A 26856-nucleotide genomic window follows, 5' to 3' on the forward strand; every position below is an offset into this window, starting at 1 on the left:
AATGCTGACGCGTCGCCAACTGCTGCAAACCGGCCTGGGCGGCGCCGCGGCGCTGGCGCTGGCCACGCTGCTGGCCTCGCCGCAGCCGGAGGGTCCGGCCGAGGACTGGGCAAAGCCCTTGAAACTACGTGCCTTGACGCCGCGGGACGCCCAGCTGCTGGCGGCGATCGCCCCGGCCGTTCTGGGGGCGGGCGTCGCGCCGCCCGAGGATGTGGTGCGCGGCGTTGACCGCGCGGTGGCCGGCTTGCCGCCAGCGATGCGGGCCGAACTGCGTCAATTGCTGGATCTGCTGGGCAATCCCTGGGGGCGGCGCTGGATCGCCGGGGTGTCCACGCCGTGGCGGCAGGCGTCGGCGGACGATATCTCAGCCTTTCTGCGGCGCTGGCGCGGCAGTAGCTTCCCCTTGCTGCGCAGCGGCTACCAGGCTTTGCATCAATTGCTGAACGCGGCCTGGTACGGCAATCCGGCCAGTTGGCCGGCACTGGGCTACCGTCAGCCGGCGGCGGTGATGGAGATGCTGCCATGAGCCGCGCGACGATACCGGATCCAGTGGCGGCCGGCGTCGCCGCCGGCTGGAAGGCTTTGGACGGCGCGATGCAGCCGGATCTGGAGCTGAGCGCCGATGTGGTGATCATAGGCAGCGGCGCGGGCGGCGGCATGGCCGCCGAGCAATTGGCCGCGGCCGGGCTGGACGTGCTGCTGTTGGAGGAGGGGGGGCTGTACAGCTCGCGCGATTTTCGTCTGTTGGAAGCCAAGGCCTACCCGGAGCTGTATCAGGAGTCCGCCTGTCGCAAAACGGCGGACAAGGGGATTTCCATCCTGCAGGGCCGGGCAGTGGGCGGGAGCACCGTGGTCAATTGGACCAGTTCCTTTCGCACGCCGCCGGACACCTTGAACTGGTGGCGCGAGCGTCATCGCCTAGGCGGCTTGAGCGAGCAGGCGATGCGGCCGTGGTTCGTGCAGGCCGAGGCGCGGCTGGGCATCGCCGATTGGCAGCCGGACCCGAATCCTAATAATGCGGTGTTGGCGCGCGGCTGCGAGGCCTTGGGCATTGCTCACGCGCGCATCCGCCGCAATGTGCGCGGCTGCTGGAATCTGGGTTATTGCGGTATGGGCTGTCCCACCAATGCCAAGCAGTCGATGCTGGTGACCACCATTCCAGCCGCGCTGGAGCATGGCGCCAGGCTGATCAGCCGCGCGCGGGTGGACCGGCTGCGCGCCAATGCGGCGCGGAACCGGGTGGAAGGCGTGGAAGGGCATTTCCTGGCGGCGGATGGAGTTGGCGAAACCGGGCGCCGCTTCAAGGTGACGGCGGGGCAGGTGATATTGGCCGCCGGCGCCATCGGTTCGCCGGCCATCCTGCTGCGCAGCGGCCTGATCGATCCGGGCGGCCATACCGGAACGCGGACTTTCCTGCACCCGGTGCTGTTGTCGGCGGCGCTGATGCCGGAAGCGGTGGAGCCGTTCAACGGCGCGCCGCAGACGGTGTATAGCGATCACTTCATGCATGCGCACGCGCTGGATGGGCCGCTGGGCTATAAGCTGGAAGTGCCGCCCATTCACCCGCTGCTGGCCGGCATCACTTTCCCCGGGCTCGGGGCCGGTCAGGCGGCGCTGATGCGCCGGCTGCCCTATCTGCACGCGACGCTGGCCTTGCTGCGCGACGGCTTCCACCCTGACAGCCGTGGCGGCGAGGTGCGCTTGCGCGACGATGGTTCGCCGGTGCTGGATTATCCCCTGAACGAGGTGTTTTGGGAGGGCGCGCGCCGCGCCTGGCTGAGCATGGCCGAGATCCAGTTCGCGGCCGGCGCCAAGCAGGTGCTGACGGTGCATGAGCAGGCCGGCCTGGCGCGCAGCTGGGGCGAGGCCCGCAGCATGATAAGGGGACTGGCGCTCAAGCCCCTGCTGGCCAAGGTGGTCAGCGCTCATGTGATGGGAGGCTTGGCGATGTCGGGTGACGCCGATGGCGGGGTGGTGGATGAGTGGGGGCGGCATTGGCAGCTGGGCAACCTGACCGTGGTGGACGGTTCGGTGTTTCCCACTAGCGTCGGCGCTAACCCGCAGCTGTCCATCTACGCTTTCGCGCTGCGCGCGGTGGCGGCGCTGCGGCAGCGAATGCAAGGCACGCAAGCCTGAGACGCTGTTTTACGATGCGGCGGCAACAAAAAAGGGACCGCGAGGTCCCTTTTTGCATGATGCTGCGGCGCAGCGGGAAATCAGGCGAAGTTCTTGGCGACGAAGTCCCAGTTCACCAGTTTCCAGAAGCTGTCCAGATAGTTCGGGCGGCTGTTGCGGTAATCGATATAATACGCGTGCTCCCACACATCACAGGTCAGCAGCGGCTTCTTGTCGGTGGTCAGCGGGGTGGCGGCGTTGCTGGTGGATACCAGGTCCAGCGAGCCATCGTTGTTCTTCACCAGCCAGGCCCAGCCGGAACCGAAGGTGCCGATGGCGGTTTGGGTGAAGGCTTTCTTGAATTCGTCGTAGGAACCCCATTTTGCGTTGATGGCGTCGGCCAGCGCGCCGCTGGGCTTGCGCTCTTCGCCGGTGTTGGGGGCGAAGCCCAGCCAGTAGAAGGTGTGGTTCCAGACTTGGGCCGCGTTGTTGAAGATGCCGCCGGAGGATTTCTTCACGATCTCTTCCAGGGAGGCGTTTTCGAACTCGGTGCCCTTGATCAGGTTGTTCAGATTGGTGATATAGGTCTGATGGTGCTTGCCGTAGTGGAATTCCAGGGTTTCCTTGGAAATGTGCGGGGCGAGCGCGTCCAGCGCGTACGGCAGTTCCGGCAGTTTGTGTTCCATTATGCTCTCCTTGTTGAGAAAGTACGCCGCATAAGCGGATGCTTTAGCCGCAAGTTTACTGGATTAAACCGCTGCTCGCCAATAGTTGACTAAAAAAGTAAAGTAAGGATGAACTCCATTGCAGTACGATGTTATTGTCATCGGCGCCGGCGCGGCCGGCCTGATGTGCGCGGCTACAGCAGGTCAGCGCGGCCGCCGCGTCCTGTTGCTGGACCATGCGCGCAAGCTGGCGGAGAAAATCCGCATTTCCGGCGGCGGCCGCTGTAATTTCACCAATCTGCACGCGCGTTTTGACTGCTATCTGTCGGCCAATCCCCATTTCTGCCGCTCGGCGCTGGCGCAGTACACGCCGCAGGATTTCATCGCCATGGTCGAGCGCCACGGTATCGGCTACCACGAGAAAAAACTGGGCCAGTTGTTCTGCGACGAGGGCAGCGAGCGCATCATCGCGATGTTGGACGAGGAGTGCCGGCTGGGCGCGGTGGAGCGGCGCATGGAGGTATCCATCCAGCAAGTGAGCCGGACGGCGGACGGCTTCACGCTGGAGACCAGCGCAGGCGCGTTTCGCGCGGCGTCGCTGGTGGTGGCCTCTGGCGGCTTGTCGATTCCACAGATCGGCGCGACGCCGTTCGGCTACCGGTTGGCCGAGCAGTTCGGCCTGGAGTTGACGGCGTTGACGCCGGCGCTGGTGCCGCTGACTTTCCATGTGGAGGACGCGGAGGCGTTCGCGCCGCTGGCCGGGGTGTCGCTGGAGGTGGAGGCGCGCGCCGGCAAGGGCCGCTTTCGCGAGAACGTGTTGTTCACGCACAAGGGTGTGTCCGGGCCGGCGATTCTGCAAGTGTCTTCCTATTGGCAGCCGGGCATGGAACTGGAGCTGGACTTACTGCCGGACGCGGACGCCGCGGTCTGGCTGGAGCAAAAGGCCGGCAGCGAGCAATTAATCGCCAACGCGCTGGCGGAGTTCGGCTGGCCCAAGCGTTTCGCCGAGGCCTGGCTGGCGCGCGAGGGCTTCAATCTGCGGCTGAAGGATTTGTCGCCCAAGCAGCGTCAACAACTGGCCGAGCGCCTGCATGGCTGGCGCGTCAAGCCCAATGGCACCCAGGGCTATAAAAAGGCCGAGGTGACGCTGGGCGGCGTGTCGACCAAGTCGCTATCGTCCAAGACCATGATGGCCAACGAGGTGCCCGGTCTGTTCTTCATCGGCGAAGTGGTGGACGTCACCGGCTGGCTGGGCGGCTACAATTTCCAGTGGGCGTGGTCGTCCGGCTATGTGGCCGGGATGAATTGCTGATTCCTCACACGGCCAAGCATGCTCAGCGGGTGACGGTTTCGGGTTAAAATCCAAGATCGCTTCAACCCGGTTTGCTTCATTCGCGCGGCTTGGCCGCGCTATCACTTTGAGTCTACATGACTGAATCGTACGAGAATTTTGACAGCGAGATGGCGGCGATCCGCACGCCGCCTCATTCGATTGAGGCCGAACAGTCGGTACTGGGCGGCCTGCTGCTGGACAACAGCGCCTGGGACAAGATCGCCGACGTGGTGTCCGAGGCCGATTTCTACCGCCATGACCACCGGCTGATCTACAAGCATGTGGCCAAGCTGGTGGAACTGGCGCGCCCGGCCGACGTGGTGACGGTATCGGAAAGCCTGGACAAGAACGGCGAGCTGGGCAATGTCGGCGGCCTGTCCTATCTGGCGACGCTGGCGCAGAACACGCCGTCGGCCGCCAATATCCGCCGCTACGCCGAAATCGTGCGCGAACGCTCCGTCATGCGCCAGCTGGCGCTGGTGGGCACCGAGATCGTCGAGGCGGCTTACGCGCCGATGGGGCGCGACGCCTCGCAATTGCTGGACGAGGCCGAGGGCAAGGTGTTCCAGATCGCCGAATCCACCGCCAAGTCCAAGCAGGGCTTCCTGGAAATGCCGGGCTTGCTGAAGGAAGTGGTGGAGCGCATCGACATGCTCTACAGCCGCGAAAACCCGGACGAAGTGACCGGCGTGCCCACCGGCTTCGTCGATCTGGACGCCAAGACTTCCGGCCTGCAGGCGGGCGACCTGATCATCGTCGCCGGCCGTCCGTCCATGGGTAAGACCGCGTTTTCGATGAATATCGCCGAGCACGTGGCGGTGGAGCAGCATCTGCCGGTGGCGGTGTTCTCCATGGAAATGGGCGGCGCGCAGCTGGTGATGCGTATGCTGGGTTCGGTGGGGCGGCTGGATCAGCATACGCTGCGCACCGGCAAGCTGGGCGACGACGACTGGCAGAAGCTGACCTATGCGATAGGCAAGCTGTCCGAGGCGCCGATGTATATCGACGAGACCGCCGCGCTGACCGCGTTGGAAGTGCGCGCGCGCGCGCGCCGGCTGGCGCGCCAGCACGGCGGCAAGCTGGGCCTGATCGTCATCGATTACTTGCAGCTGATGTCGGGTTCCGGCCGCGGCGACAACCGCACCGCCGAGCTGGGCGAAATTTCGCGCGGCCTGAAAGGCCTGGCCAAGGAGCTGCAAGTGCCGGTGATCGCGCTGTCCCAGCTGTCGCGGGCGGTTGAGCAGCGTCCCAACAAGCGGCCGATGATGTCGGACTTGCGGGAATCCGGCGCCATTGAGCAGGATGCCGACTTGATCGTCTTCATGTACCGGGAAGAGTATTACAACCCGGAGAACCAGGAAGTGAAGGGCCTGGCCGAGGCCATCATCGGCAAGCACCGTAACGGTCCCACCGGCGCGGTGCGGCTGGCCTTCGTCGGCAAGTACGCCAAGTTCGACAATGCCGCCACGCTGGGCGTCAGCGGCTGGGCGGATAGCGACTCCTAAGAACCTGTTTACGATCTCGCGAGCTAGAGCGAGACAAGGCGAAAACAGCTGAGAAAGCGGAATGTACGCGTGGTACATGAGCATTTCGAAGCTGTTTTCAACGCCGTATCGCCGACGCGCAGCAGATCGTAAACAGGTTCTAAGATGGTTCTGTGAGCATACGAGGCATTCCATGAGCTTTTTCGACAAGCATGTATTCATCTGCTGCAATCAGCGCGCCGGCTGCGAGGATTGCTGCAACAATCATGGTTCCAGCGAATTGCTGGGCTATATGAAGGATCAGGTCAAGGCGCTGGGCCTGGCCGGCGAGGGCAAGATCCGCGTCAACAAGGCCGGCTGTCTTGGGCGCTGCGACGACGGCCCGGTGATGGTGGTGTACCCGGAGGAAACCTGGTACACCTTTGTCGATAAGGAAGACATCGACGAAATCGTCGCCGAGCACATGGTGGGCGGGCGCGTGGTGGAAAGGTTGAAGATCTGATGTTGAAGGCGATGAACAAGCAAGTGGTGGCCGGCCCGGCCGGCGGCCTGGAAACCATCGTGGTGGCGGCGCAGGGCGAGGCGCGCGGCATCGCGGTGATCTGCCACCCCAATCCGCTGCAGGGCGGCACCAATACCAATAAGGTGGTGCAGACCGCGGCCAAGGCGCTGTCGCAGCTGGGCTATGTCTGCTATTGCCCGAATCTGCGCGGCGTCGGCGACAGCGAAGGCCAGCACGATTACGGCAATGGCGAGGTGGACGACGTGATCGCGGTGGTGGAGCACGCGCGCGGCGAGCAGGGCGAGCTGCCGCTGGCGCTGGCCGGCTTCTCCTTTGGCGGCTTCGTCGCGGCGCGCACCCGCGCGCGCATAGCGTCGGACAAACTGCTGCTGATGGGCGTGGCGGTGGGCAAGTACGAGATTCCCACGCCTGAGGTGCCGGCCGATGCCTTGGTGATTCACGGCGAGGAGGATGAGGTGATTCCGCTGTCAGCGGTGATGGATTGGGCTAGGCCGCAAGGCTTGCCGGTGGTGGTGTTTCCCGGCGCCGGCCATTTCTTCCATGGCCGGCTGGTGCAGCTGGCGCAGACGATTCAGCGCTGCTGGTAAGGTTTTGCCGCTGGCGCGACACAAAAAAACCGGTCATCCATGTGATGGCCGGTTTTTTTATCAGCGGTGCAGTTCGCCCGCCGCTTCTGGCTGGTAGGTGACTTCCAGCACCGACAGCCGGATGCTGCCGGCCGGTGTCGGCCAATCGATGCTCTGGCCCACGGACAGGCCCAGCAGCGCCGCGCCTATGGGCGCCAGCACCGAGATCTTGCCTTGCTCGCTATCCGCTTCGCGCGGGTAGACCAGGGTCAGCGTCTTTTCTTGGGCGTCGTCCAGTTTGACCCGCGCGCAGCTGTTCATGGTGATGATGCCGGCGGGCATGGCGCTGGGTTCCACCACATCGGCCCGCTCCAGTTCCGCCTCCAGCGCGGCCGCCGTGGGGTGGCCGCTCTCGCAATCCTCCAGCAGCGCGGCAAGGCGCTCATAGTCCAGAGAGGACACCGTGATGGCCGGGCTTGTCGACATATGCAACTCCTTCAGATAGACAAAGGGCACCGCAGGGTGCCCGATGATTTAGTGCGCGAAAAGCGTGTGTGCCAATGATATCGCTTGTAACCGCGTGTAACAAGGCTTGGCCGGCTAAAGCGCGCGGAAACTGGGCTTTGGGCCTGGCCGGTCTCAGCCCAGCAGCGACAGCGCCGAGCGCGCGCTGATATTGGCCTGCGCCTGGGTGGCGAGGCCGGCCTGGCCCAGAATCTGGTTGGCGGCCAATTGCGCGGAGGCGGAGGCGAAGTCGGTGTCGCTGATGCGGCTATTGGCGGCGGAGGCGTTCAGCGAGGCGGTTTGCAGATCGTTGATGCTGGCCTCGAAACGGTTGCTGACCGCGCCCAGCGTGCTGCGGGTGCTGGCCAGGGTGTTGAGATCGGCCGCGGTGCTCTGCTGCGCTGCCAGCGCGCCGGCCTGGGTGCTGATGTCTATGGTACCGGTGGCGTTCAGATTGGCGTTGTAGCTGTTCAGCCCGCCGCTGGCCGGCGTGGCGGCCAGATTGATGCCGGGCACATTGACCTGGTTGTCGGCGCTGCCGTTGGGGCCCACCTGGAAGGTGGTGGGATTGTTGCTATTCAACAGCGGCGTGCCGTTGAATTCGGTGCTTTGCACGATGGCGGAATTGGCCTGGGTCAACTGGTCCACTTGCTGTTGCAGTGCCTGGCGGTTGCTGGCGCTGAGCGCGCCGTTGCCGGCCTGGATCGCCAGCTCTTGGATCTGTTGGGTATTGTCCTGGATCTGGTTGAGCGCGCCATCGGCGGTCTGGGCCAGAGAAACGCCGTCGTTGGCGTTGTTGATCGCCTGATTGCTGCCGTTGATCTGGGCCAGCAGCGCTTCGGAAATGGCGGCGTTGGCCGGGTTGTTGGCGGCGTTGTCGGTGGTCTTGCCGGCGGAGAGTTGGGCCAGCAGCTTTTCCTTGGCCTTTTGGGTCTGGCTAAGCTGGTTCTGTCCTTGCAGCGCGCTCAGATTGCTATTGATGGTCAGTGCCATGGCCGGCTCCCGCTGGATGTGGTTTCACTTCTTCAGTTTAAGAAAGCGGATGGTGCAGGGCAAGCCGGGTTTTGGATAAAGTCGCGCCGCGCACGATGGCGCGGGCATGGGCGTGAAAAAGCCCGGCGGCGCCGGGCTGATGATGAGGTTTTGGGTTTATTTGCCGGGCTTGGGCGGGGTGCCGGCGGACTGGGTCAGGATTTCGTAGCCGCTGTCGGTGACCAGCACGGTGTGTTCCCACTGCGCGGACAGGCTGCGGTCCTTGGTGACCACGGTCCAGCCGTCGCCCAGCATGCGCAGGTGGCGCTTGCCCTGGTTGATCATCGGCTCGATGGTGAAGATCATGCCGGCCTGCAGTTCCAGCCCGGTGCCGGGGCGGCCGTAGTGCAGCACTTGCGGCTCTTCGTGGAATTTGGTGCCGATGCCGTGGCCGCAGAATTCCTGCACCACGCTGTAACCGGAGTTCTCCGCGTGCTGCTGGATGGCGTAGCCGATATCGCCCAGCGTGGCGCCCGGCTTGACCTTGTCGATGCCGCGCCACATGCATTCGTAAGTGACGCGGGACAGGCGGCGGGCGTGTTCGCTGACATTGCCGACATGGTACATGCGGCTGGTATCGCCGTGGTAGCCGTCCTTGATCACGGTGACATCCAGATTCATGATGTCGCCGCTCTTCAAGGGCTTGTCATTGGGGATGCCGTGGCAGATCACGTGGTTGACCGAGGTGCACACCGACTTCGGGTACGGATTATGGCCGTCCGGCGCGTAGTTCAGCGGCGCCGGGATCGCGCCCTGCTCATTGACGATGTAGTCATGGCACAGCTTGTCGATGGCCTCGGTGGTGACGCCAGGCTTGATGAAGGGGGTGATGTAGTCGAGGACTTCCGACGCCAGGCGGCCGGCGATCCGCATCTTTTCGATGTCTTGGGCGGTTTTCAGTTGGATGCTCATGGGATTCTGGTGATGTGCGTGTCTGCGGCTAATGAGACGTATTCTAGCAAAAACGCCCCCGGCCCGGCAGTGCTTGTCGGTTCCAGGGGCGCGTTGGCGTTCAAATCAGGCGCATCTTGAACTGCTTGCCCTTGATCTTGCCGGCGGACAGACGCTGCAGCGCCTGCTCGGCGATGGCGCGGTCCAGCGCCACGAAGCTGGCGAATTCGAAGATGTTGATCTTGCCGATCTGGGCGCCGGTAAAGCCGGCGTCGCCGGTCAGCGCGCCGAGGATGTCGCCGGGGCGCAGTTTTTCGCGCTTGCCGCCGGCGATTTCCAGCGTGACCATCGGCGGCAGCAGCGGGCCGCCGGGGGCCGGGGTCAGTTGCTCCAGCTTGGCCCAGGTCAGCGGCGCCTGCTGATAGTCCTCGATCAGCGCCAGCCGCTTGTCGTCGTTGTCGGCGGTCAGGGTCAGCGCCAGGCCCATCGCCTCGCCGCGGCCGGTGCGGCCGATGCGGTGGATGTGGATTTCAGGATCATGGGTGACGTCGACGTTGATCACCAGGTCCAGCTCCTTGATGTCCAGGCCGCGCGCGGCGACATCGGTGGCCACCAGCACGGTGGCGCTCTTGTTGGCGAAGCGCAGCAGGATCTGGTCGCGCTCGCGCTGTTCCAGGTCGCCGTACAGCGCCAGCGCGCTGAAACCGCGCGCCTGCAGGTCGCGCACCAGTTCCTTGCAACGCTCCTTGGTATTGCAGAAGGCCAGCGCCGAGGTCGGGCGCAGGTGTTGCAGTATGGTGGTGACGGTTTCCAGCCGCTGTTCCGGCTTGATCTTGTAGAACCATTGTTCGATGCGTTCGCCGCCGTGCAGCGACTCCACCTGGATTTCCTGCGGACGGCGCATGAACTGGGCGCTGATCTTGCGGATGTTTTCCGGATAGGTGGCGGAGAACATCAGCGTCTGGCGCTGGCGCGGGCAGGCGCGCACGATGCCGACGATTTCCTCGATGAAGCCCATGTCCACCATGCGGTCGGCCTCGTCCAGCACCAGGGTGCCGACGCCGGACAGGTTCAGCGAGCCGCGGAACAGATGGTCCTGCAGCCGGCCGGGCGTGCCCACCACGATGTGGGCGCCGTGTTCCAACGAGCCGATCTGCGGGCCCATCGGGCTGCCGCCGGTCAGGGTGACCACTTTGACATTGTCTATGCTGCGCGCCAGGCGGCGGATTTCCTGCGCCACTTGGTCGGCCAGTTCGCGGGTGGGGCAGAGCACCAGCGCCTGCACGCCGAACCAGCGCGGATTCAGCCGCGCCAGGATGCCGAGTCCGAAAGCCGCTGTCTTGCCGCTGCCGGTCTTGGCCTGGGCGATCAGGTCCTGGCCATCCAGGATGGCCGGCAGGCTGGCCGCCTGGATGGCGGTCATGCTGTGGTAGCCCAGGCTGTCCAGATTGGACAAGAGGGCGGCGGGCAGGGGCAGGGTGGAGAAAGCGGCTTTTTTCACAATGACTTGGCGTATTACGGTATCGGGCTGCGAGTGTAACAGGCCGGCGGCCAACGGCCAAATCGGATGTCCGCCGGCGGCGGGATTCACACCGTGAAACGCGATACCGATTCCGTCAGCCGCTGCGCCAGGCCTTCCAATTGCTCGGCGGCATGCACGGTCTGGCCGATTTCCTGGTCATTGGTCTGCGCCATTTCGGCGATGGCGTCGATATTGCCGGTGACCGCCTGGCTGGCGGCGCGCTGCTGCTCGGTGACGGCGACGATCTGGCGCAGGCCCTGGCGCACTTCGGCCACCGATTGATTGGCGGCGCCCAGCACGCTGGCCACGCTGTCGGCGGATTGGCGGCTGGCGGCCAGCGAGGACAGGCCGGCGTTGACCGCGGCGCGCACCGCGTCGGTTTTCTGGTTGAGCGCGCCGGTCACGGTATCGATTTCGCTGGCGGAGCGGGCCGATTTCTCGGCCAGCTTGCGCACCTCGTCGGCCACCACGGCGAAGCCGCGGCCCTGCTCGCCGGCGCGCGCCGCCTCTATCGCCGCGTTCAAGGCCAAGAGATTGGTCTGTTCGGCGATTTCGCGCACTTCCTTGGTCATATTGGTGATGCTGGAGGTGGAGTGGGCCAGCTCGGTCTCCGCCTGCGCCATCAGCCGCACCGCCTGTTCCACCTGGCTGACTTCGTGCTGCAGCTGGCTGAGGCTGGCGCGGCCGGCCTCGGAGCGCTGCAGGCTCTGATCGGCCTCGGCGCTGACATCCTCGGCCTTGCCGGCGATCTCGCCGATGTGGCTGGCCAATTGCTCCACCGCGCTGGCGGCGGACTGGGATTGACGGTTCTGCTTGTGCGAGCTTTCCGCCAACTGCGCGGCGCCGCCGGCCAGCTGGCGCGAGGATTGCGACACCGCGCTGGCGGAAGCGCCGACGTTGCGCACCAGCTCGGCGATGGTGGCCAGCATCTGGTTGAAGCGCAGGGCGGTGTCGCCGATTTCGTCGCGGCTGCGTACCGGCAGCCGCCGCGTCAGATCACCTTCTCCCTGGGCCAGTTCGGCCAGGCCGGCGGACATCGCCTGCAGCGGCCGGGTGACGAAGCGGCGCGCCAGCAGGAACACCACCGCCATCAAGGGCAGCGAGGCCAGGATGGCGAACAGGATGCTCTGGTCGCGGAAACGGCTGACCGAGGCATAGGGCTTTTCCAGCGAGATGCGCATGCTGACCACGCCCAGCGGCGTTTTGTCCGCCACCTGATGGCAGCTCATGCAGTTCTTGCCCAGGTAGTTGCGCGCGGCCAGCGCCGGGTAGACCACGCGCAGGTGCTCGCCCAGCGCCGGCGTGGACTCGATCTGGATATGGGGCTTGCCGTCCCGCAACGCCTGTTGCTCCACCGCGTCGCCGCTTAGATTCTTGTCGCCGGCGTTGCCGGGGCCAAACTGCTTGCTGACCGCCGGGCCGCGGATCACGCGCAGATCGCGCACCGCGGACAATTCCTTGATCTGGTCCAGAAATACGTCGCGTTGGCCGACGGTGCCGGTGATCATCATGCCGGTGAGTCCGGCCATGGTCATTTCGTTCATGCTGTGGGCCAGGTCTTGCGCCTGTTCCACCGCGATATCGCGGCTGACGCTGGTTTCCCAGGCGATCAGCCCACTCCAGGCCAATACCAGGCAGCACCATACCGCCATGGTCAGTTTCAGCCAGATCGGCCAATCGGAAAATTTGCGCATGCGTGTGCGGACGGTGGGTCCGTTCTCCTTGGTGTGTTTGTAGAATCGCGCGTTTGCCGCTATAGGTTTTATTGGAATGAGCCGCAGCGCGATGGTAGTGATTTGATGACGTAGGAATGTTGGTTTAAATCAAACTTATAGTTAAAACGATTAGGCTTGGGTTTGCGGCGGTTTTCTGTGAGAATCGCGCCCTCGCCGCAAGCCGGCGTCTTCATCACCGTGAATTTCAAGGAGCGCAGTATATGAGTGACAACAGCGGACGCCGCGTGGCCATCATCGGCGGCGGACCGGCCGGCCTGGCGGCCGCCGAGCAACTGGCGGCGGCGGGCCTGCGGGTGGATGTCTACGACGCGATGCCCTCGGTGGGCCGCAAGTTCCTGCTGGCCGGCGTCGGCGGCATGAACATCACTCATTCCGAACCGCATGCCAGCTTCGTGCAGCGCTACGGCGCGCGCAGCGCGGAGCTGCGGCCGATGCTGGATGTGTTCAACGGCGAGCATGTGCGCGCCTGGGTGCATGGCCTGGGCATAGAAACCTTCATCGGCAGTTCCGGCAAGGTATTCCCCAAGGAGATGAAGGCGGCGCCGCTGCTGCGCTGCTGGCTGGCGCGACTGCGCGAGGCCGGGGTGAGTTTTCACGTGCGTCACCGCTTCCTGGGCTGGGACGAGCGCGGCCGGCTGCGCTTGTCGGCGCCGGACGGCGAGCGTGTCGCCGAAGCCGACGCGGTGGTGCTGGCCATGGGCGGCGGCAGCTGGCGCAAGCTGGGTTCGGACGGCAGCTGGGCGGCGATGCTGCGCGACCGCGGCGTGGAAGTGACCCGGCTGCAGCCGTCCAACTGCGGTTTCGACGCCGGCTGGAGCGAGCACTTCGCCGACAAGTTCGCCGGCGCGCCGCTGAAGTCGGTGACCTTGCAGTTCCACCCGGCCGCCGGCCATCCGTTCAGCCGTCGTGGCGAATTCGTCATCACCTCGGGCGGGGTGGAGGGCAATCTGATCTATGCCTGCTCCGGCGCCATCCGCGATGAAATCGCGCGCAGCGGCGCGGCGCTGTGCCATTTGGACTTGATGCCGGATTGGAGCGCGCAGCGCATTCTGGGCGAAGTGGCGCGGCCGCGCGGCTCGCGCTCGCTGTCCAGCCATTTGCAAAGCCGGCTGGGCCTAAAGGGCGTGCGCATGGGCCTGCTGCGCGAATGCCTGGACAAGGACGCGTTCAATGATCCGGTCAAGCTGGCCGAGGGCATCAAGGCCTTGCCGCTGCGGCTGCTGGCGCCGCGGCCGCTGGACGAAGCGATCAGCACCGCCGGCGGCGTGACATTCGGCTCGCTGGATGACAATCTGATGCTGCAGGCGATGCCTGGGGTGTTCTGCGCCGGCGAGATGCTGGACTGGGAGGCGCCCACCGGCGGCTATCTGCTGACCGCTTGCTTCTCCACTGGGCGCGCCGCCGCCGGCGGCGTGTTGCGCTGGATGGGGCGGCGCTGAGCGCCGGCGACGGCTATTGGCTTGCGGGCTTGGTTCAAGGCTTGCGCGTTTCGGCGGACCTGTTTGGACAAGGGTATTGAAACCCGCGTCGAAACGCCGATGTCCTTTGTCTATTCCGCTTTCTCCGCCGCAATGCCCCGGCTTGCCCAGGATGATGAGGTCGTGAACGGGCGTTGAGGCGCGAGTGTGCGAAAAAGCCGCAATCGGCGGGTGGAGCGGGGATGTTTTCGCCTGTCCTTGCCTGCATTTTTTTTGCAAGCCTCTATACTGAAAAGGCCGCGCCGGTTAAGGACGCGGAGAGTCGTTATCGAAAAGCCGCCCACTGCATAGACAGTCGTGATGCCAAGGCGAAGGCCTGAGGAGAACAGCGCTATGAAGCTTGACGATTTCAACCAGGTGGCCGATCTGATCGGCCTGAAAAAACGTTCGCGCGAAGCGGTATGGCTGATGGAAGTGGAGGGCATGACCGGCTACTTCGCCGCGCAGCAGATGGATATCAGCGAATCCACGGTGTCGCGCGCGCACAGCCGCTTCCGCCGCGCGCTGCAAAAAATCAACGCGCTGGCAGCTCATCTGCCCTTGTAAGGCCCGCCATCGCGGCAGCGACGAAGCCCGGTCCTTGGCCGGGCTTCGTCGCATTCGAGCCATCCCTTGTGCCGGGGCGCATCGGCGGCGCTGCCGCTAGCGACGACATCTGGATATACTGACGCGCAGTCTTCCTTTCCAAGGAGCGCTTCATGGCTTTGCGTCACGGCATCGATTTCGGCAAGGCACAAGCCTTGCACCAACAGGAACTGGCCTTGTTTTCCGAGCGGCGACCGCGTTCGCGGCAGCTGTCCGCCGCCGGCGGCGAGCATTTGCTTTTTGGCGCGCCGCTGCACTGGATGGCGGACTGGTCCACCCCGTTCAATCTCTACGTGGAAGAAGCCCGGGGCGCGCGGCTGCGCGACGTGGACGGCCATGAATACCTGGACTTTTGCCTGGGCGACACCGGCGCGATGTTCGGTCATTCGCCGGCGCCGGTGGCGCGCGCGATAGCCGAGCAGGCGGCGCGCGGCCTGACCGCCATGCTGCCGTCGCCGGACGCGGTGTGGGTGGCCGAGGAACTGGCGCGGCGCTTCGGCCTGTCGCACTGGCAGTTCGCCATCAGCGCCAGCGACGCCAATCGCTTCGCGCTGCGCTGGCTGCGCGCCGCCAGCGGCCGCGGCCAGATCGTCGTGTTCAACGGCTGTTACCACGGCACGGTGGACGATGTGTTCGTTGATCTGATCGATGGCCAGCCGCGGCGCCGCGCCAGCCTGCTGGGCCAGGTGCATGATCTGGCCGCGCATACCCGGGTGGTGGAGTTCAACGATCTGGAGGCGCTGGAACTCGCCTTGCGCGACGAGCAGGTGGCTTGCGTGCTGGCCGAGCCGGTGATGACCAATATCGGCATGGTGATGCCGGAGCCCGGTTTCTGGCGCGCGGCGCAGGATTTGATCCGTCGCTACGGCAGCTATCTGCTGCTGGATGAAACCCACACCATCAGCAGCGGGCCAGGCGGCTATGGCGCGGCTTACGGCTTGAAGCCGGACGCGCTGGTGCTGGGCAAGCCGCTGGGCGGCGGCCTGCCGTGCGCGGTGTACGGCTTCAGCGCCGAGTTGGCGGAGCGGGCGCAGCGCGCCAAGCGCGCGGCCGCGCCCGGGCATTCCGGCATCGGCACTACCTTGAGCGGCAATATGCTGGCTTCGGCGGCGATGCGCGCCAATCTGGCCGAGGTGATGAGCGACGCCGCGTATCAGCGGATGTTCGCGCTGGCCCAGCATCTGGCGGACGGCTTGCTGGACTGGATAGAGCGCTGGCGGCTGCCGTGGTGCGTGAGCCGCGTCGGCGCGCGCTGCGAGTTCCAGTTTTCCCCGCGCCCGCCGCGCAACGGCGGCGAGGCCGGCGCGATGCAGGATGATGAGTTGGAGCGCATCATCCACCTGTATCTGCTTAACCGTGGCTTCCTGATCACCCCCTTCCACAATATGTTGCTGCTGTGTCCAGAGACCGAGTTCGCCGATGTCGATCGGCTGTTGGCGGCGCTGGACGGCTTCGCCGGCGAGGTGATTTAGCGCTAGCTCACGATCTCGCGGGCTGCTGGCGTATGGCCAGCAAGGCCTGATTGCGCAAGGTCTTCAGCAAGCTGAGCTGTTCCGGCGCGATCGCCAGCGATCCCGCCAGGCGGCGGTCGCCGTAGAGTATGCCCAGTTTGCGCTTGTCCAAGGACAGCGGCAGCAGCACGAAGGTACGGGCGACGCTCATCTGGCGATACCAGGCCGGGATGTGCTGGGCGATGGCCGGCGCGTCGATATCGTCTATCAGCATGTCGGCGTTGCGTTCCAACGCCTTGCGGAACAGGCTGTCGCCGCTGTCGATGTCGGCGCGTAGCGCCGGCAGCAGCAACTCCACTTTTTCGCCGAAACCGAAGCGCGCCTGCAGCGGCAGATCGGCCCCGCTGCGCGCGCAGATCAGCGCGTGGTCGAAGCCCAGGCCGCGGTACATGGTTTCCAGAATGATGCGCAGCAAGTCGTTGAGCTTGTAATCGCCCAATAGGGTGTTGGTGATGTCCTGCACGCCGGCGGACAGCACGGCGATCCGGCCGGCGGAGCCCGCGGTGGCTTGCAGCCGGGTGGGGTCCGGCGCTGGCGGTGGCGGCGCGGCGGGGCTGGGCGGTGGCGCGCTCTTGTTCAGCCTGGCCAGGCGCAAGGCCTGTGAGCGCGGTCCTTGGCCGGCTTCTGGCCCCAGTTCCGTCAGGTAGGCGGCGAGCAGGGTTTGCGCCTGTGCCAGTTCCCGCTCCAACGGCGCCCACTCCAGCGCCAGCGCCCGGCTGTAGCGTTGCAGCAGCTTGCGGCTGGCGTCGGCCTGGTCGATGCCGCTCTGGGTCAGCTGGCAGACCAGTTCGCGGCACAGCGAGCTTAGCGCCTTCATCCGCATCTCGCCGGTTTGCGGCTGGCGCACCGCGCCGGCCGGCATCGGCTCCATGCCGGTCAGAATCCGTTCCGGGAAGCGCCACAGCGCGGCGGTGGCGGCGCCGAGGTCGGCGTAGTAAGTGCCCAGCGTCTGGTGCGCGGCCTGGTCGACACTGGCGCCGGCGGCGATCAGCGCCTGGATCTGCCGGTATTCGTCGCGGAAATAGTTGACGCACAATAGTTCGCCCAGGTTTTGCAGCATGCCGCAGATCAAGGCTTCTTCCGCCTCGCGCACGCCGCAGGCCGGCGCCAGCGAGCGCGCCAGCAGGCCGGTGAACAGGGTCTTGATCGCCACGTCGCGGATCTCGTCGGCGTGGGCGCGGTTGTGCAGGTGCTCGAACAGCAGCAGGCTGAGCGCCAGATTGCGTATGGTGTCGAAGCCGAGGATCACGATGGCGCGCGAGATGGTGCTGACCGCGCCGCCGTACTGGCTGAAATTGGCGGAATTCACCACCTTCAGCAGCTTATTGGTCAGCGACACATCCTTGAGAATGGCGCTGGACAGCGCTTGCAGACGCTCGCTGTCGGCGTTGTTGCTCTTGTTGATGGCGGCTATGGCCTGGGACAGCGCCGGAAAGTCCGGCGCGTGGCGCATGCGTTGCAGCAAGTGGTCCAGCGCGGCGCGGCCGCCTTCCTGGCGGTTGAAGCGCTGATGCCGGGCCAGCCAGTCTTGCAGGCCGGCCAGCGCGCGGCGGCAGGCGCCGGCGTCGGCCGCCGGATCGCGCAGCGCGTCCAGCCATTGTTCCAATTCCGGTTCGCCGTCGCGGTTGGTTGCGCCGGCGCTGATCAGCCAGCGCAGCAGTTGTTCGGTCTGCGACAGCTCTTGGCGCAGTCGCTCCGGGCTCAGCGCCTGGCAGGCGTGTTCTCCCAGCAGCGCGACGCGCTGGTGGATGTCGGCCAACACGGTTTCGGGATAGAGCCGGCCCAGGCATTTGCCGCTGGCGTGCAGATGAACCAGCGCTTCGAGAATGTCGCAGGCCAGGCCTATCCGCTCGGCCAAGGGCAGCGCGGGCAGCGCCTTCAGACGCAAGGGCTGCAGCGTATCCTGCCGGTAGACGGCATAGTGTTTGCCGTCCAGGCGGGCCTGGCCTTGCCAGGCTTGCAGCAGGGGGTGGCGGAAGGCAGGCCGCGGCGGCGTGTCCGGCAGCTCGGACACAGACTCCACCAGCGCCAGCGCCGCGCCGTCGCGGCTGGCCAGCAGCACCGACAGGCCGTCCGGGCAGCGCAGCGTGGCGACGATTTGGTATTCCGGCTCTGCGGCGGGGCTCATCGCTGTCTCCGTGCGGCTTGCGTATTTGTACTAATGTAGACAGTTATTGCGGCATGGGCCGAAGATTCGCGGTGTTCGCTTTGGCGTTCTTATTGCCCTTTGGACTAATTGTTGATTTGCTAAGAGCATATTGATATAACCCATCGGTTTTGATGCGCCGATGGGCTTTCGGTAGATTTGAGCGCATCTACAGGATGGGCAGGAAGCATGGACATCGGTCAAGAGAGGCTGACTCACCTCAAGCAATTGGAAGCGGAGTCTATCCACATCATTCGCGAAGTGGCCGCGGAATTCGAAAACCCGGTGATGCTGTATTCGATAGGCAAGGATTCGGCGGTGATGCTGCACCTGGCCAAGAAGGCGTTCGCGCCGGGCAAGCCACCGTTTCCCTTGATGCACGTGGACACTACCTGGAAGTTCAAGGAAATGATCGCGCTGCGCGACAAGCAGGCGCGCGAGTACGGCTGGGACCTGATCGTTCACGTCAACCAGGAGGGCGTGGACGCCGGCATCAACCCGTTCACCGCCGGCAGCGCCAAGCACACCGACGTGATGAAGACCGAGGGTCTGAAGCAGGCCTTGAACAAATATGGTTTCGACGCCGCCTTTGGCGGCGCGCGCCGCGACGAGGAAAAAAGCCGCGCCAAGGAGCGGGTGTATTCCTTCCGCGACCGCAACCACCGCTGGGACCCGAAGAACCAGCGGCCCGAGCTCTGGAACATCTACAACAGCAAGATAGACAAGGGCGAGAGCATACGGGTGTTTCCGCTGTCCAATTGGACCGAGCTGGACATCTGGCAATACATCTTCCTGGAAAACATCGAGATCGTGCCGCTGTACTTCGCCGCCGAACGGCCGGTGATAGCGCGCGACGGCACGCTGATCATGATAGACGACGAGCGGATACTGGATTATCTGAGCCCGGCGGAGAAGGCGAGCATTGAAACCCGCCGCGTCCGCTTCCGCACCCTGGGCTGTTATCCGCTGACCGGCGCGGTGGAGTCACAGGCAGCCACGCTGCCGGACATCATTCAGGAGATGTTGCTGACCCGCACCTCCGAGCGTCAGGGCCGGGTGATAGATCACGACAGCGCCGGCTCGATGGAAAAGAAAAAGATGGAAGGATATTTCTGATGACCCACCAATCCGATCTGATCGCCGGCGACATCCTGGAATACCTGCGCCAGCACGAAAACAAGGATCTGCTGCGCTTCATCACCTGTGGCAATGTCGACGACGGCAAGTCCACCTTGATCGGCCGGCTGCTGCACGATTCCAAGCTGATCTTCGAGGATCAACTGGCGGCGATAGAGCGTGACTCCAAGAAGTACAACACCACCGATCAGGAGATAGACCTGGCCTTGCTGGTGGACGGCTTGCAGGCCGAGCGCGAGCAGGGCATCACCATCGATGTCGCCTACCGCTATTTCAGCACCGACAAGCGCAAGTTCATCATCGCCGATTGCCCGGGCCATGAGCAGTACACCCGCAATATGGCCACCGGCGCGTCCACCAGCAATCTGGCCATCATCCTGATCGACGCGCGGCGCGGGGTGCAGACCCAGACCCGCCGCCACAGCTTCATCGTCAGCCTGCTGGGCATCCGCCACGTGATCGTGGCGGTGAACAAGATGGACCTGGTGGATTACGACCCGGCGGTGTTCGAGCGCATCCGCGACGAGTACCTGGCCTTCGCCGAGGGCCTAGCGATTCCGGACATCCGCTTCGTGCCGATCTCCGCGTTGCGCGGCGACAATGTGGTCAGCCGCGGCGAGGGCGCGCCCTGGTATCAGGGGCCGACGCTGATGCAGCTGCTGGAAACGGTGGAAGTGCGCAGCGACGCGGCGCTGGAGGCTTTCCGTCTGCCGGTGCAGTACGTGAACCGGCCCAATCTGGACTTCCGCGGCTTTTGCGGCACCATCGCCGCCGGCGAGATCCGCCCCGGCGACGAGGTGCTGGCGCTGCCGTCCGGCCGCCGCAGCAAGGTCAAGGCCGTGGTGGCTTACGAGGGCGAACTGGCCGCGGCCGGCGCCGGCGAGGCGATCACATTGACGCTGGAGGAGGAGATCGACGTGTCGCGCGGCGATATGCTGGTGCGCGCCGACCAGCCGCCGCCGGCGGTGACGTCCAGCCTGGACGCGCACCTGGTGTGGATGCAGGACGCGCCCTTGCGCGCCGGCAAGGAGTACGGCTTCAAGTTGGCCGGCAAATTCGTCACCGGCCGGGTGGAGGCCATCCTGCACCAGGTGGATGTCAACACGCTGGAGCAGAAGCCGGCGGAAGCGCTGCACCTGAACGAGATCGCGCTGTGCCGCATCAGCCTGAACGCGCCGGCGGTGATAGACGCTTACGCCGCCTGTCGCGGCACCGGCAGCTTCATCGTGATAGACCGGCTGAGCAATGCCACCGCCGGCGCCGGCATGATCACGGCGGCCAGGACGGAGCAGGCGGCCGCGCCGCAGGACGAATTGCAGCGCTTGCGCGCCTTCGAACTGGAGTTGAACGCGCTGGTGCGCAAATACTTCCCGCACTGGGAGGCCAAGGACATCGGCCAGCTGTTCCCGCGCTGAGCGGGGGCTGAGCGTTGCCGATGGCCCGTGGTCCTGGTTTTCAGAGCCTGTTCATAGTCTAGCGAGCCAGAGCGGGACAAGGTGCCGCGGCTGAGAGAGCGGAATGTACATAAGGTACATGAGCATTTCGAAGCGGTACTCACCGTGTCACGTTTCACGACGCGCAGCAGATCGTAAACAGGTTCTTACGGCGGGCTGTCTGTTTTTCGACCTGTTGTTGCAGGATTCGGCCACGCCGGTTTACAGCCGGCGGCGGGCTGCCTACAATCCGGCAGCTTCAATTGGCGCGTTGTATCCGCTGCGGTTCGCAGCGGCGTGGTTCTGTTTCGTCCCGTCTGCCTCGGCAGCCGCGGTCCACTCGGTTTCCCCCTCCGTCTTTCGCTTGAAGCGCCGGCAACGCCGTCCGCGGCGCTGTCGCATCGCCTGTAATCCACATAGAAAAGATAAAACATGACGTTTGCGCTGAAACACATCGCAGGCGCAACCGCTGCCATCTTGCTGGCAGGCCCGGTTGCAGCCAAGGATTTCACTGTCGCCGTGATCTACGATCAGGCCGGCAAGTTCGACAAGAGCTTCAATGAAGCGGCATTCAACGGCGCCGAACGTTTCAAGAAAGAATTCCACATCAACTACCGCGAAGGCCAGGTCAGCAACGACGCTCAGAAAGAGCAGATGCTGCGCAATATGGCGCGCAAGGGCGCCGACCTGGTGGTGGCGGTGGGCTTCGCCTACACCCAGTCCATCGAGACCGTGGCCAAGGAATTCCCCAAGGTGAAGTTCACCCTGGTGGATTCGGTGGCCAAGGGTCCGAATGTGCAGAGCATCGCCTTCAAGGAACAGGAAGGCTCCTTCTTGGTGGGCATGGCCGCCGCGCTCAAGTCCAAGAGCGGCAAGGTGGGCTATCTGGGTGGCATGGACGTGCCGCTGATCCGCGCCTTCGGCTGCGGTTACGCCCAGGGCGCCAAGTACGCCAATCCCAAGGCGGTGGTGATGCAGAACATGATAGGCACCACCCACGCCGCCTTCAACGACCCGGCGCGCGGCGGCGAATTGGCCAAGAGCCAGTTCGATCGCGGCGTGGACGTGGTGTTCGCCGCGGCGGCGCTGTCCAATATGGGCGTGATCCAGTCGGCCAAGGGCGCCAAGAAGTTCTACATCGGCGTGGACAGCAATCAGAACTATCTGCAGCCGGGCGTGGTGCTGACCTCCATGGTCAAGCGCGTGGACAACGCGGTGTACGAAACCATGCGCGACGCCAAGAACGGTGCGTGGAAGCCGGACGTCAAGCTGATGGGCCTGAAGGAAAACGGCGTGGATTGGGCGCTGGACCAGTACAACCGTTCGCTGATCACGCCTGAGATGGAGAAGAAGATCCTGCAGGCGCGCAAGGACATCGTCAGCGGCAAGATCAAGGTGGTGGATTACCGCGCCGCCAATCGCTGCCCGGTGAACTGATCCGCCGGAGCCGCGCCGGGCTTGGCGCGGCGATGTGACAACGGGCAAGACCAATGGTCTTGCCCGTTTTTGTTTGCGGATCGTGAATCGGTGCTCAGATCCCCAGCGTCGCGCCGCCGTCCACGTACAGATTATGCAGCGTGATGTGGCGCGCCTGATCCGACAGCAGGAACAGCGCTGCATTGGCCACATCCTGCGGCGCGGCGATGCGTTGCAGCGGGATGCCGGTGCGGTACTGCTCCAGCGAGCCTTGCAGGATGGCCGGCGGGATGGCGTCGTCGCTCCACAGCTGGCGCTGCATCGCGGTATCGGTGGAGCCGGGCGACACGATGTTGCAACGCACGCCGAATTCGGCCAGCTCCAGGCCCAGGCACTTGCTGAACTGGGTGGTGGCGGCCTTGGACGCGGCGTAGGCCGCCATCTGGGTGCGCGGCACTTCGGCGGCGTTGGAGCCGACGGTGACGATGCCGCCCTGGCGGCGCGCCTGCATGCGCCGCGCCACCGCGCGGCTGAGGAAGAACACGCCGTGGGTGTTGACGGCGAAACTCTGCAGCCAGTCCTCGTCGCTGAGCTGTTCCACCGTGCCCAGGCGCAGCACGCCGGCGACATTGGCCAGCATGTCGATGGCGCCGATCTCGTCTTCGATGCGCGCCACCGCTTGCTCCACCGCCGCACCGTCGCGGATGTCCAGCGGCAGCGGGATGATGCGGCCGTCGGCGTGGGCCGGCGTGTGCAGCGCCAGCTGCTGCAGGCCGTCGGCGCGCAGGTCCAGCGCCGCCACGCGGCAGCCCTGGTCCGCCAGCGAGCGCGCCAGCGCCGCGCCTATGCCCTGGGCCGCGCCGCTGACCACGGCCAGCCGGCCGTGGAATTCCGGGTAGCTGGCGCTCATGCGGCGGCTCCGTCCAGCTGGCGCGCCAGCAGCGCCTGCCAGGCGTTGACGGTGGGTTGTTGCGCCAGTTCGATGAAGTCGATTTCCGCGCCCAGCGCGCGCCATTGTTCCAGCAAGCTCATCAGGCGGATGGAGTCCAGGCCCCAGTCCAGCAGATTGTCGTCCAGGCCGATGTCGCTGGCCGGCTGCTGCAGCAGTTCGGCGATGGCGGCGCGCAGCGCTTCCGCGCTGGGCGCGGCGCTGGCGGGGGCGGCCAATTGGCCCAGCAGGCGCTGGCTGTCCAGGGTCACGCCGCAGCGCTGGGCCACGTATTCCAGCGCCATCGCGTGGCGATCGGCGGAGAAGTCGGCCAGGCCGTCGGCGACGAAGAAGGGCTGGATGTCGTACATGAAGGCGTCCAGCGCGGTGCTCATGCAGCCGATGTGGGCGTAGATGCCGCAGATGATCAGCTGGTCGCGGCCTTGCTGGCGCAGCAGGTTGAGGAAGGGCGAGCGCTGGAAGGCGCTGTAGCGCCACTTGGTCAGCACGGTGTCGTCGGCGGCCGGGCTCAGGCTGGCGACGATGGGGTGGCGTTCCGGACGCGCCGGCAGGCCGGGGCCCCACATATCGTTGAGCAGGCCACGGTCGCTGTCGGCCTGTTCCGCCGGCTGGGCGGTGTAGAACACCGGGATGTTCAGCTCGCGGCAGCGCGCGCGGATGGCGGCGATATTGCGCAGCGCGGTGGCCACCGGCTCGGCGTCGCGGTCATAGAAATCCAGGAAGTATTCCTGCATGTCGTGGATTAGCAGCGCGGCGCGCTGCGGCGCCACCGTCCAGTTGACGCGGTTGTCCGGCAGTTGCGACGGGATGGCGTAGGGGGCGATGCGGGGAATGCTCATGCTTGTGACCTTTGGGTGGGCTGCGCGGCCAGTTTCTGTTCCAGCATCTGGCGCAGGGTTTTCTTGCTGACCTTGCCGACGCTGGTTTGCGGCAGGGTGTCGACCAGCTCCAGCCGGTCCGGAATCTTGTAGGCGGCGAGGCCGCGCTCGCGCAGGAAGGCGGCCACCTGGGGCAGGCGGATTGCCTGTTGCTCGCGCGGGATGATGAAGGCGCAGGAGCGTTCGCCCAGATAGGGGTCGCTCATCGCCACGATGGCGACATCGCGCACCAGCGGGTGGGCGAGCAGATGGTTTTCCACTTCCTCGGCCGAGATTTTCTCGCCGCCGCGGTTGATCTGGTCCTTGGCGCGGCCTTCCACCGTCAGATAGCCGTCGGCGTTCATGCTCACCAGATCGCCGGTGCGGTAGAAGCCGTCGGCGGTGAAGGCGCGCTGATTGTGGTCGGCGGCGCGCCAGTAGCCGCGGATGGTGTAAGGGCCGCGCGTCAGCAGATGGCCGACTTCGCCCGGCGCCACCGGCTGGTCCTCGTCGTCGACGATGCGCACTTCGTCGTCGGCGCTGATCGGCCGGCCCTGGGTGTGCAGCACCCGTTCCGGGCCGTCGTCCAGCCGGGTGTAGTTGACCAGGCCTTCGGCCATGCCGAACACCTGCTGCAGCTTGCAGCCGAGCGCGGGTTCGACGCGGGCGGCGAGCTCGGGGCCGAACTTGGCGCCGCCCACTTGCAGCAGGCGCAGGCTGGCCAGCTTGCCCGGCTGCTTGGCGGCGGCGTCCAGCCACAGCGGCACCAGCGGCGGCACCAGCGCGGCGATGGTGACGGCCTCGGCCTCGATCAGGGCAAATGATTCGTCGACGCTGGGGCCGGAGGCCAGCACCACGGTGCCGCCGGCGTGGAACACGCCGAAGCTGCCGGGCGAGCTCATCGGGAAGTTGTGGCCGGCCGGCAGCACGCACAGATAGACGCTGTCGCGGCTCAGGCCGCAGATCTCGGCGCTGGCGGCGAAGCTGTACAGATAGTCGTCATGGGTGCGCGGAATCAGCTTGGGCACGCCGGTGCTGCCGCCGGAGAGCTGGAAGAAGGCCAGGCCGCTGGGGTCCGGCTCCGCCGGCAAGGGCTGGTCCATCAGATAGAGGCTGTTGAGCGGGGTGTGGTCGCCGGCGTCGCCGGCCACGATCACCTGCTGCAGCGAGGGGGCCAGCGGCAGCAGTTCGGCCGCCAGCGTTCGGTAGTCGAAGCCGGCGTGCTGATCGGCGCAGATATAGACCGCGGCATCGGTGTGCTGGCAGAAGTAGGACACTTCGGCGCGGCGGTGCGCCGGCAAAGCGAACACCGGCAGCATGCCGAGGCGGAACAGCGCGAAGGCGACGATGAAGAACTCGGCGCAATTGGGCAGCTGCACCACGGCGCGCTGGCCGGGGCGCAGGCCGCGCGCGTACAGGCCGGCGGCCAGGCGTTCGGCGTAGAGCTTGAGTTCGCGGTAGTTCAGCCGCTGCTTGCCGGCCACCAGCGCCAGTTTTTCCGGCTGCTGCTCGGCCTGGGCCGCCAGCATGGAAAACAGGGTCTGGCCTTGCCAATAGCCGGCCTCGCGGTAGCGGCGGGCGAAGTCTTCAGGCCACGGCGTCCAGTCCAGTCGTTGCTCGCTCATGCCGCCTCCGCCAGGTCGGCCAGGCCCATCGCGCGCAGCATGGTGCGGAATTTGGCTGCGGTTTCGGCCAGCTCGCTTTCCGGCAGCGAGCCGGTGACGATGCCGGCGCCGGCGAACAGGCGCAGCTTGCGTTCGGCGATTTCGGCGCAGCGGATGGTGACCGCCCATTCGCCGTCACCGTTGCCGTCGCACCAGCCCACCATGCCGGTGAAGAAGCCGCGGTCGAAGGGTTCGATCTCGCGGATCAGGCTGCGAGCGGGGTCCGCCGGGAAACCGCACACCGCCGGAGTGGGGTGCAGCGCGCGAGCCAGTTCGAAGGAGCCCACCGCCGGGTCGATCAGTTCGCCGCTGATGCGGGTGGACAGATGCCACATGGTGGCGGTGGACACCAGGGACGGACCGGCCGGCACTTGCAGATTGCGGCAGTACGGCGCCAGCGCCTCGACCACGGCGTCGATCACCAGCTTGTGCTCGAACAAGTCCTTGCCGGATTCCAGCAGCGCGTCGGCGCGGCGGCGGTCTTCCGCCGGGTCCGGGCTGCGCGCGGCGGAGCCGGCCAAGGGATTGGTGATCACTTGCCGGCCGTAGCGCGCCAGCAGTAGTTCCGGGCTGGCGCCCATCAGCGCGCGGCGCGGCGCGCCATCCGCGCTCAGCTGTACGGCGAAGGTGTAGCCGTGCTGGTTCTGGCTGGCCAGATTGAGCAGCAATTGACGCTGGTCTATGGCCTGCTCGGCGGAAAGCTCTAAGGTGCGCGACAGCACCACTTTATCCAGCGCGCCGCTGCCGATGCGGGCCAGCGCGTCGCTGACGCCCTGGCAGTAGGCGGCCGGCGCCGGCTGCGGCGTCAATTGGCAATCGGCTTGCAGCGGCTGGCGCAGCGCGCTGCGCTGTTCCTGACGCAGCGCGTCGGCGCGGCGCACTTGCCGCGGCACGAACAGCCACGGCTGTTGTTCCGGCATGAAGGGGATGGCGCCGACCACCACGGCCTGGGCCGGGTCCGGCTGGGCGGCCAGCGCGGCGGCGATGGCGGCGCTGGGGTCGGTGTCGGTGATCACTTGCTGGATGCCCTCGGCCAGCAGGGTGTGGCATGGCGAGGCGAAGAAGAAGGCGGAATCGGCCTGGTAGGCGGCCAACAGATTGTGTTCGCCGCGATAGGCGGGGTCGAGTGAGGTTTGGTTCATCGCTATTCCTGGGTCCACTGTGTCGGTGGGAGGGGCTCGGTTTGAGCGTCGAGGCCGAATATAAATGATAATCGTTATCTATTGCAATACGGTGATATTGCATTCAGATGATATTGATTCCACATTTTTGGCCTGAAACGACGCGCCGCCCGCTGGCGAGGGGCTGC

23 protein-coding genes are annotated in these 26856 nt (G+C 65.5%); 12 read left to right on the forward strand and 11 right to left on the reverse strand.

The annotated features are described in order from the left end of the window. Position 1: 1 nt before the first annotated feature. A complete protein-coding gene (locus ACE3QM_RS05435) occupies positions 2-526 on the forward strand; it encodes a hypothetical protein (RefSeq protein ID WP_374420780.1) in 525 nt (174 codons plus the stop codon). Further along, positions 523-2136, forward strand: coding sequence for a GMC family oxidoreductase N-terminal domain-containing protein (locus tag ACE3QM_RS05440; protein ID WP_374420781.1), 1614 nt, complete (start codon positions 523-525; stop codon positions 2134-2136). The genes ACE3QM_RS05435 and ACE3QM_RS05440 overlap by 4 nt, the downstream gene beginning before the upstream one ends. An 80-nt stretch (positions 2137-2216) precedes the next feature. On the opposite strand, the gene ACE3QM_RS05445 is transcribed toward ACE3QM_RS05440, so the two are convergent. After that, positions 2217-2801 carry a superoxide dismutase gene (locus ACE3QM_RS05445; RefSeq protein ID WP_374420783.1) on the reverse strand — a complete coding sequence of 195 codons (585 nt, stop codon included), beginning with the start codon at positions 2799-2801 and terminating at the stop codon, positions 2217-2219. 118 nt (positions 2802-2919) lie between these two features. Here ACE3QM_RS05445 and ACE3QM_RS05450 point away from each other — a divergent pair, with 118 nt between their 5' ends. The 4 genes from ACE3QM_RS05450 (at position 2920) to ACE3QM_RS05465 (ending at position 6707) form a co-directional block, all read left to right on the forward strand. Then, positions 2920-4092: an NAD(P)/FAD-dependent oxidoreductase gene (locus ACE3QM_RS05450; RefSeq protein ID WP_374420785.1), complete on the forward strand. Its 1173-nt coding sequence runs from the start codon at positions 2920-2922 to the stop codon at positions 4090-4092. A gap of 116 nt (positions 4093-4208) precedes the next feature. Continuing rightward, positions 4209-5618 (forward strand): replicative DNA helicase, encoded by a 1410-nt coding sequence (dnaB, locus tag ACE3QM_RS05455; RefSeq protein WP_374420787.1) that lies wholly within the window; start codon positions 4209-4211, stop codon positions 5616-5618. A gap of 172 nt (positions 5619-5790) precedes the next feature. Continuing rightward, entirely contained in the window at positions 5791-6099 is a 309-nt protein-coding gene (locus ACE3QM_RS05460; RefSeq protein ID WP_374420789.1) for a ferredoxin, read from the forward strand. Next, a complete protein-coding gene (locus ACE3QM_RS05465) occupies positions 6099-6707 on the forward strand; it encodes an alpha/beta hydrolase (protein WP_374420791.1) in 609 nt (202 codons plus the stop codon). Before ACE3QM_RS05460 ends, ACE3QM_RS05465 begins: the two co-directional genes overlap by 1 nt. 60 nt (positions 6708-6767) lie before the next feature. Here the strand turns inward: ACE3QM_RS05465 and rnk are convergent, their stop codons facing one another. The 5 genes from rnk to ACE3QM_RS05490 form a co-directional block, all read right to left on the reverse strand. After that, entirely contained in the window at positions 6768-7172 is a 405-nt protein-coding gene (gene rnk, locus ACE3QM_RS05470) for a nucleoside diphosphate kinase regulator (RefSeq protein ID WP_048410642.1), read from the reverse strand. Between the two features lie 153 nt (positions 7173-7325). Next, positions 7326-8183, reverse strand: coding sequence for a flagellin (locus ACE3QM_RS05475; RefSeq protein WP_374420793.1), 858 nt, complete (start codon positions 8181-8183; stop codon positions 7326-7328). Positions 8184-8339: 156 nt separating this feature from the next. Further along, the gene (gene map, locus ACE3QM_RS05480; protein WP_374420886.1) at positions 8340-9167 is read right to left on the reverse strand and encodes a type I methionyl aminopeptidase; all 828 of its coding nucleotides are present in this window, start codon (positions 9165-9167) and stop codon (positions 8340-8342) included. Between the two features lie 67 nt (positions 9168-9234). After that, positions 9235-10614, reverse strand: a complete 1380-nt coding sequence (gene dbpA, locus ACE3QM_RS05485) for an ATP-dependent RNA helicase DbpA (protein ID WP_048410679.1) — start codon at positions 10612-10614, stop codon at positions 9235-9237. Positions 10615-10700: 86 nt separating this feature from the next. Beyond that, a complete protein-coding gene (locus ACE3QM_RS05490) occupies positions 10701-12329 on the reverse strand; it encodes a methyl-accepting chemotaxis protein (RefSeq protein WP_048410639.1) in 1629 nt (542 codons plus the stop codon). Between the two features lie 242 nt (positions 12330-12571). On the opposite strand from ACE3QM_RS05490, the gene ACE3QM_RS05495 reads away from it, so the two are divergent. The 3 genes from ACE3QM_RS05495 to ACE3QM_RS05505 all read left to right on the forward strand — a co-directional run bounded on the left by ACE3QM_RS05495 (position 12572) and on the right by ACE3QM_RS05505 (position 15906). Continuing rightward, positions 12572-13810 (forward strand): TIGR03862 family flavoprotein, encoded by a 1239-nt coding sequence (locus ACE3QM_RS05495; protein WP_048410638.1) that lies wholly within the window; start codon positions 12572-12574, stop codon positions 13808-13810. 372 nt (positions 13811-14182) lie between these two features. Next, positions 14183-14395, forward strand: a complete 213-nt coding sequence (locus tag ACE3QM_RS05500; protein WP_048410637.1) for a sigma factor-like helix-turn-helix DNA-binding protein — start codon at positions 14183-14185, stop codon at positions 14393-14395. Between the two features lie 152 nt (positions 14396-14547). Next, positions 14548-15906, forward strand: a complete 1359-nt coding sequence (locus ACE3QM_RS05505; RefSeq protein ID WP_374420797.1) for an aspartate aminotransferase family protein — start codon at positions 14548-14550, stop codon at positions 15904-15906. A gap of 7 nt (positions 15907-15913) precedes the next feature. On the opposite strand, the gene ACE3QM_RS05510 is transcribed toward ACE3QM_RS05505, so the two are convergent. Beyond that, entirely contained in the window at positions 15914-18073 is a 2160-nt protein-coding gene (locus ACE3QM_RS05510; RefSeq protein WP_374420799.1) for an HDOD domain-containing protein, read from the reverse strand. A 207-nt stretch (positions 18074-18280) separates the two neighbouring features. Here ACE3QM_RS05510 and cysD point away from each other — a divergent pair, with 207 nt between their 5' ends. The 3 genes from cysD (at position 18281) to ACE3QM_RS05525 (ending at position 22098) form a co-directional block, all read left to right on the forward strand. Continuing rightward, entirely contained in the window at positions 18281-19207 is a 927-nt protein-coding gene (cysD, locus tag ACE3QM_RS05515; RefSeq protein WP_048410635.1) for a sulfate adenylyltransferase subunit CysD, read from the forward strand. Then, a complete protein-coding gene (cysN, locus tag ACE3QM_RS05520; RefSeq protein WP_374420801.1) occupies positions 19207-20643 on the forward strand; it encodes a sulfate adenylyltransferase subunit CysN in 1437 nt (478 codons plus the stop codon). Before cysD ends, cysN begins: the two co-directional genes overlap by 1 nt. 450 nt (positions 20644-21093) lie before the next feature. Then, on the forward strand, positions 21094-22098 hold the full coding sequence (locus ACE3QM_RS05525; RefSeq protein WP_374420803.1) for a BMP family protein: 1005 nt from the start codon (positions 21094-21096) through the stop codon (positions 22096-22098). Positions 22099-22192: 94 nt separating this feature from the next. Here ACE3QM_RS05525 and ACE3QM_RS05530 read toward each other — a convergent pair whose 3' ends face one another. Genes ACE3QM_RS05530 through dhbC form a run of 4 tightly spaced genes read right to left on the reverse strand, consistent with a single transcriptional unit; the run spans position 22193 to position 26689 of the window. Further along, positions 22193-22987: a 2,3-dihydro-2,3-dihydroxybenzoate dehydrogenase gene (locus ACE3QM_RS05530; RefSeq protein ID WP_166451735.1), complete on the reverse strand. Its 795-nt coding sequence runs from the start codon at positions 22985-22987 to the stop codon at positions 22193-22195. Further along, on the reverse strand, positions 22984-23865 hold the full coding sequence (locus ACE3QM_RS05535; RefSeq protein ID WP_048410631.1) for an isochorismatase family protein: 882 nt from the start codon (positions 23863-23865) through the stop codon (positions 22984-22986). Before ACE3QM_RS05535 ends, ACE3QM_RS05530 begins: the two co-directional genes overlap by 4 nt. Beyond that, positions 23862-25508, reverse strand: coding sequence for a (2,3-dihydroxybenzoyl)adenylate synthase (locus ACE3QM_RS05540; protein ID WP_374420805.1), 1647 nt, complete (start codon positions 25506-25508; stop codon positions 23862-23864). The genes ACE3QM_RS05535 and ACE3QM_RS05540 overlap by 4 nt, the downstream gene beginning before the upstream one ends. After that, positions 25505-26689, reverse strand: coding sequence for an isochorismate synthase DhbC (gene dhbC / locus ACE3QM_RS05545; RefSeq protein WP_374420807.1), 1185 nt, complete (start codon positions 26687-26689; stop codon positions 25505-25507). Before dhbC ends, ACE3QM_RS05540 begins: the two co-directional genes overlap by 4 nt. Positions 26690-26856: the final 167 nt, after the last annotated feature.

It is taken from the genome of Chromobacterium sp. (genome assembly GCF_041912965.1).
Classification (GTDB): Bacteria; Pseudomonadota; Gammaproteobacteria; order Burkholderiales; family Chromobacteriaceae; genus Chromobacterium; species Chromobacterium aquaticum.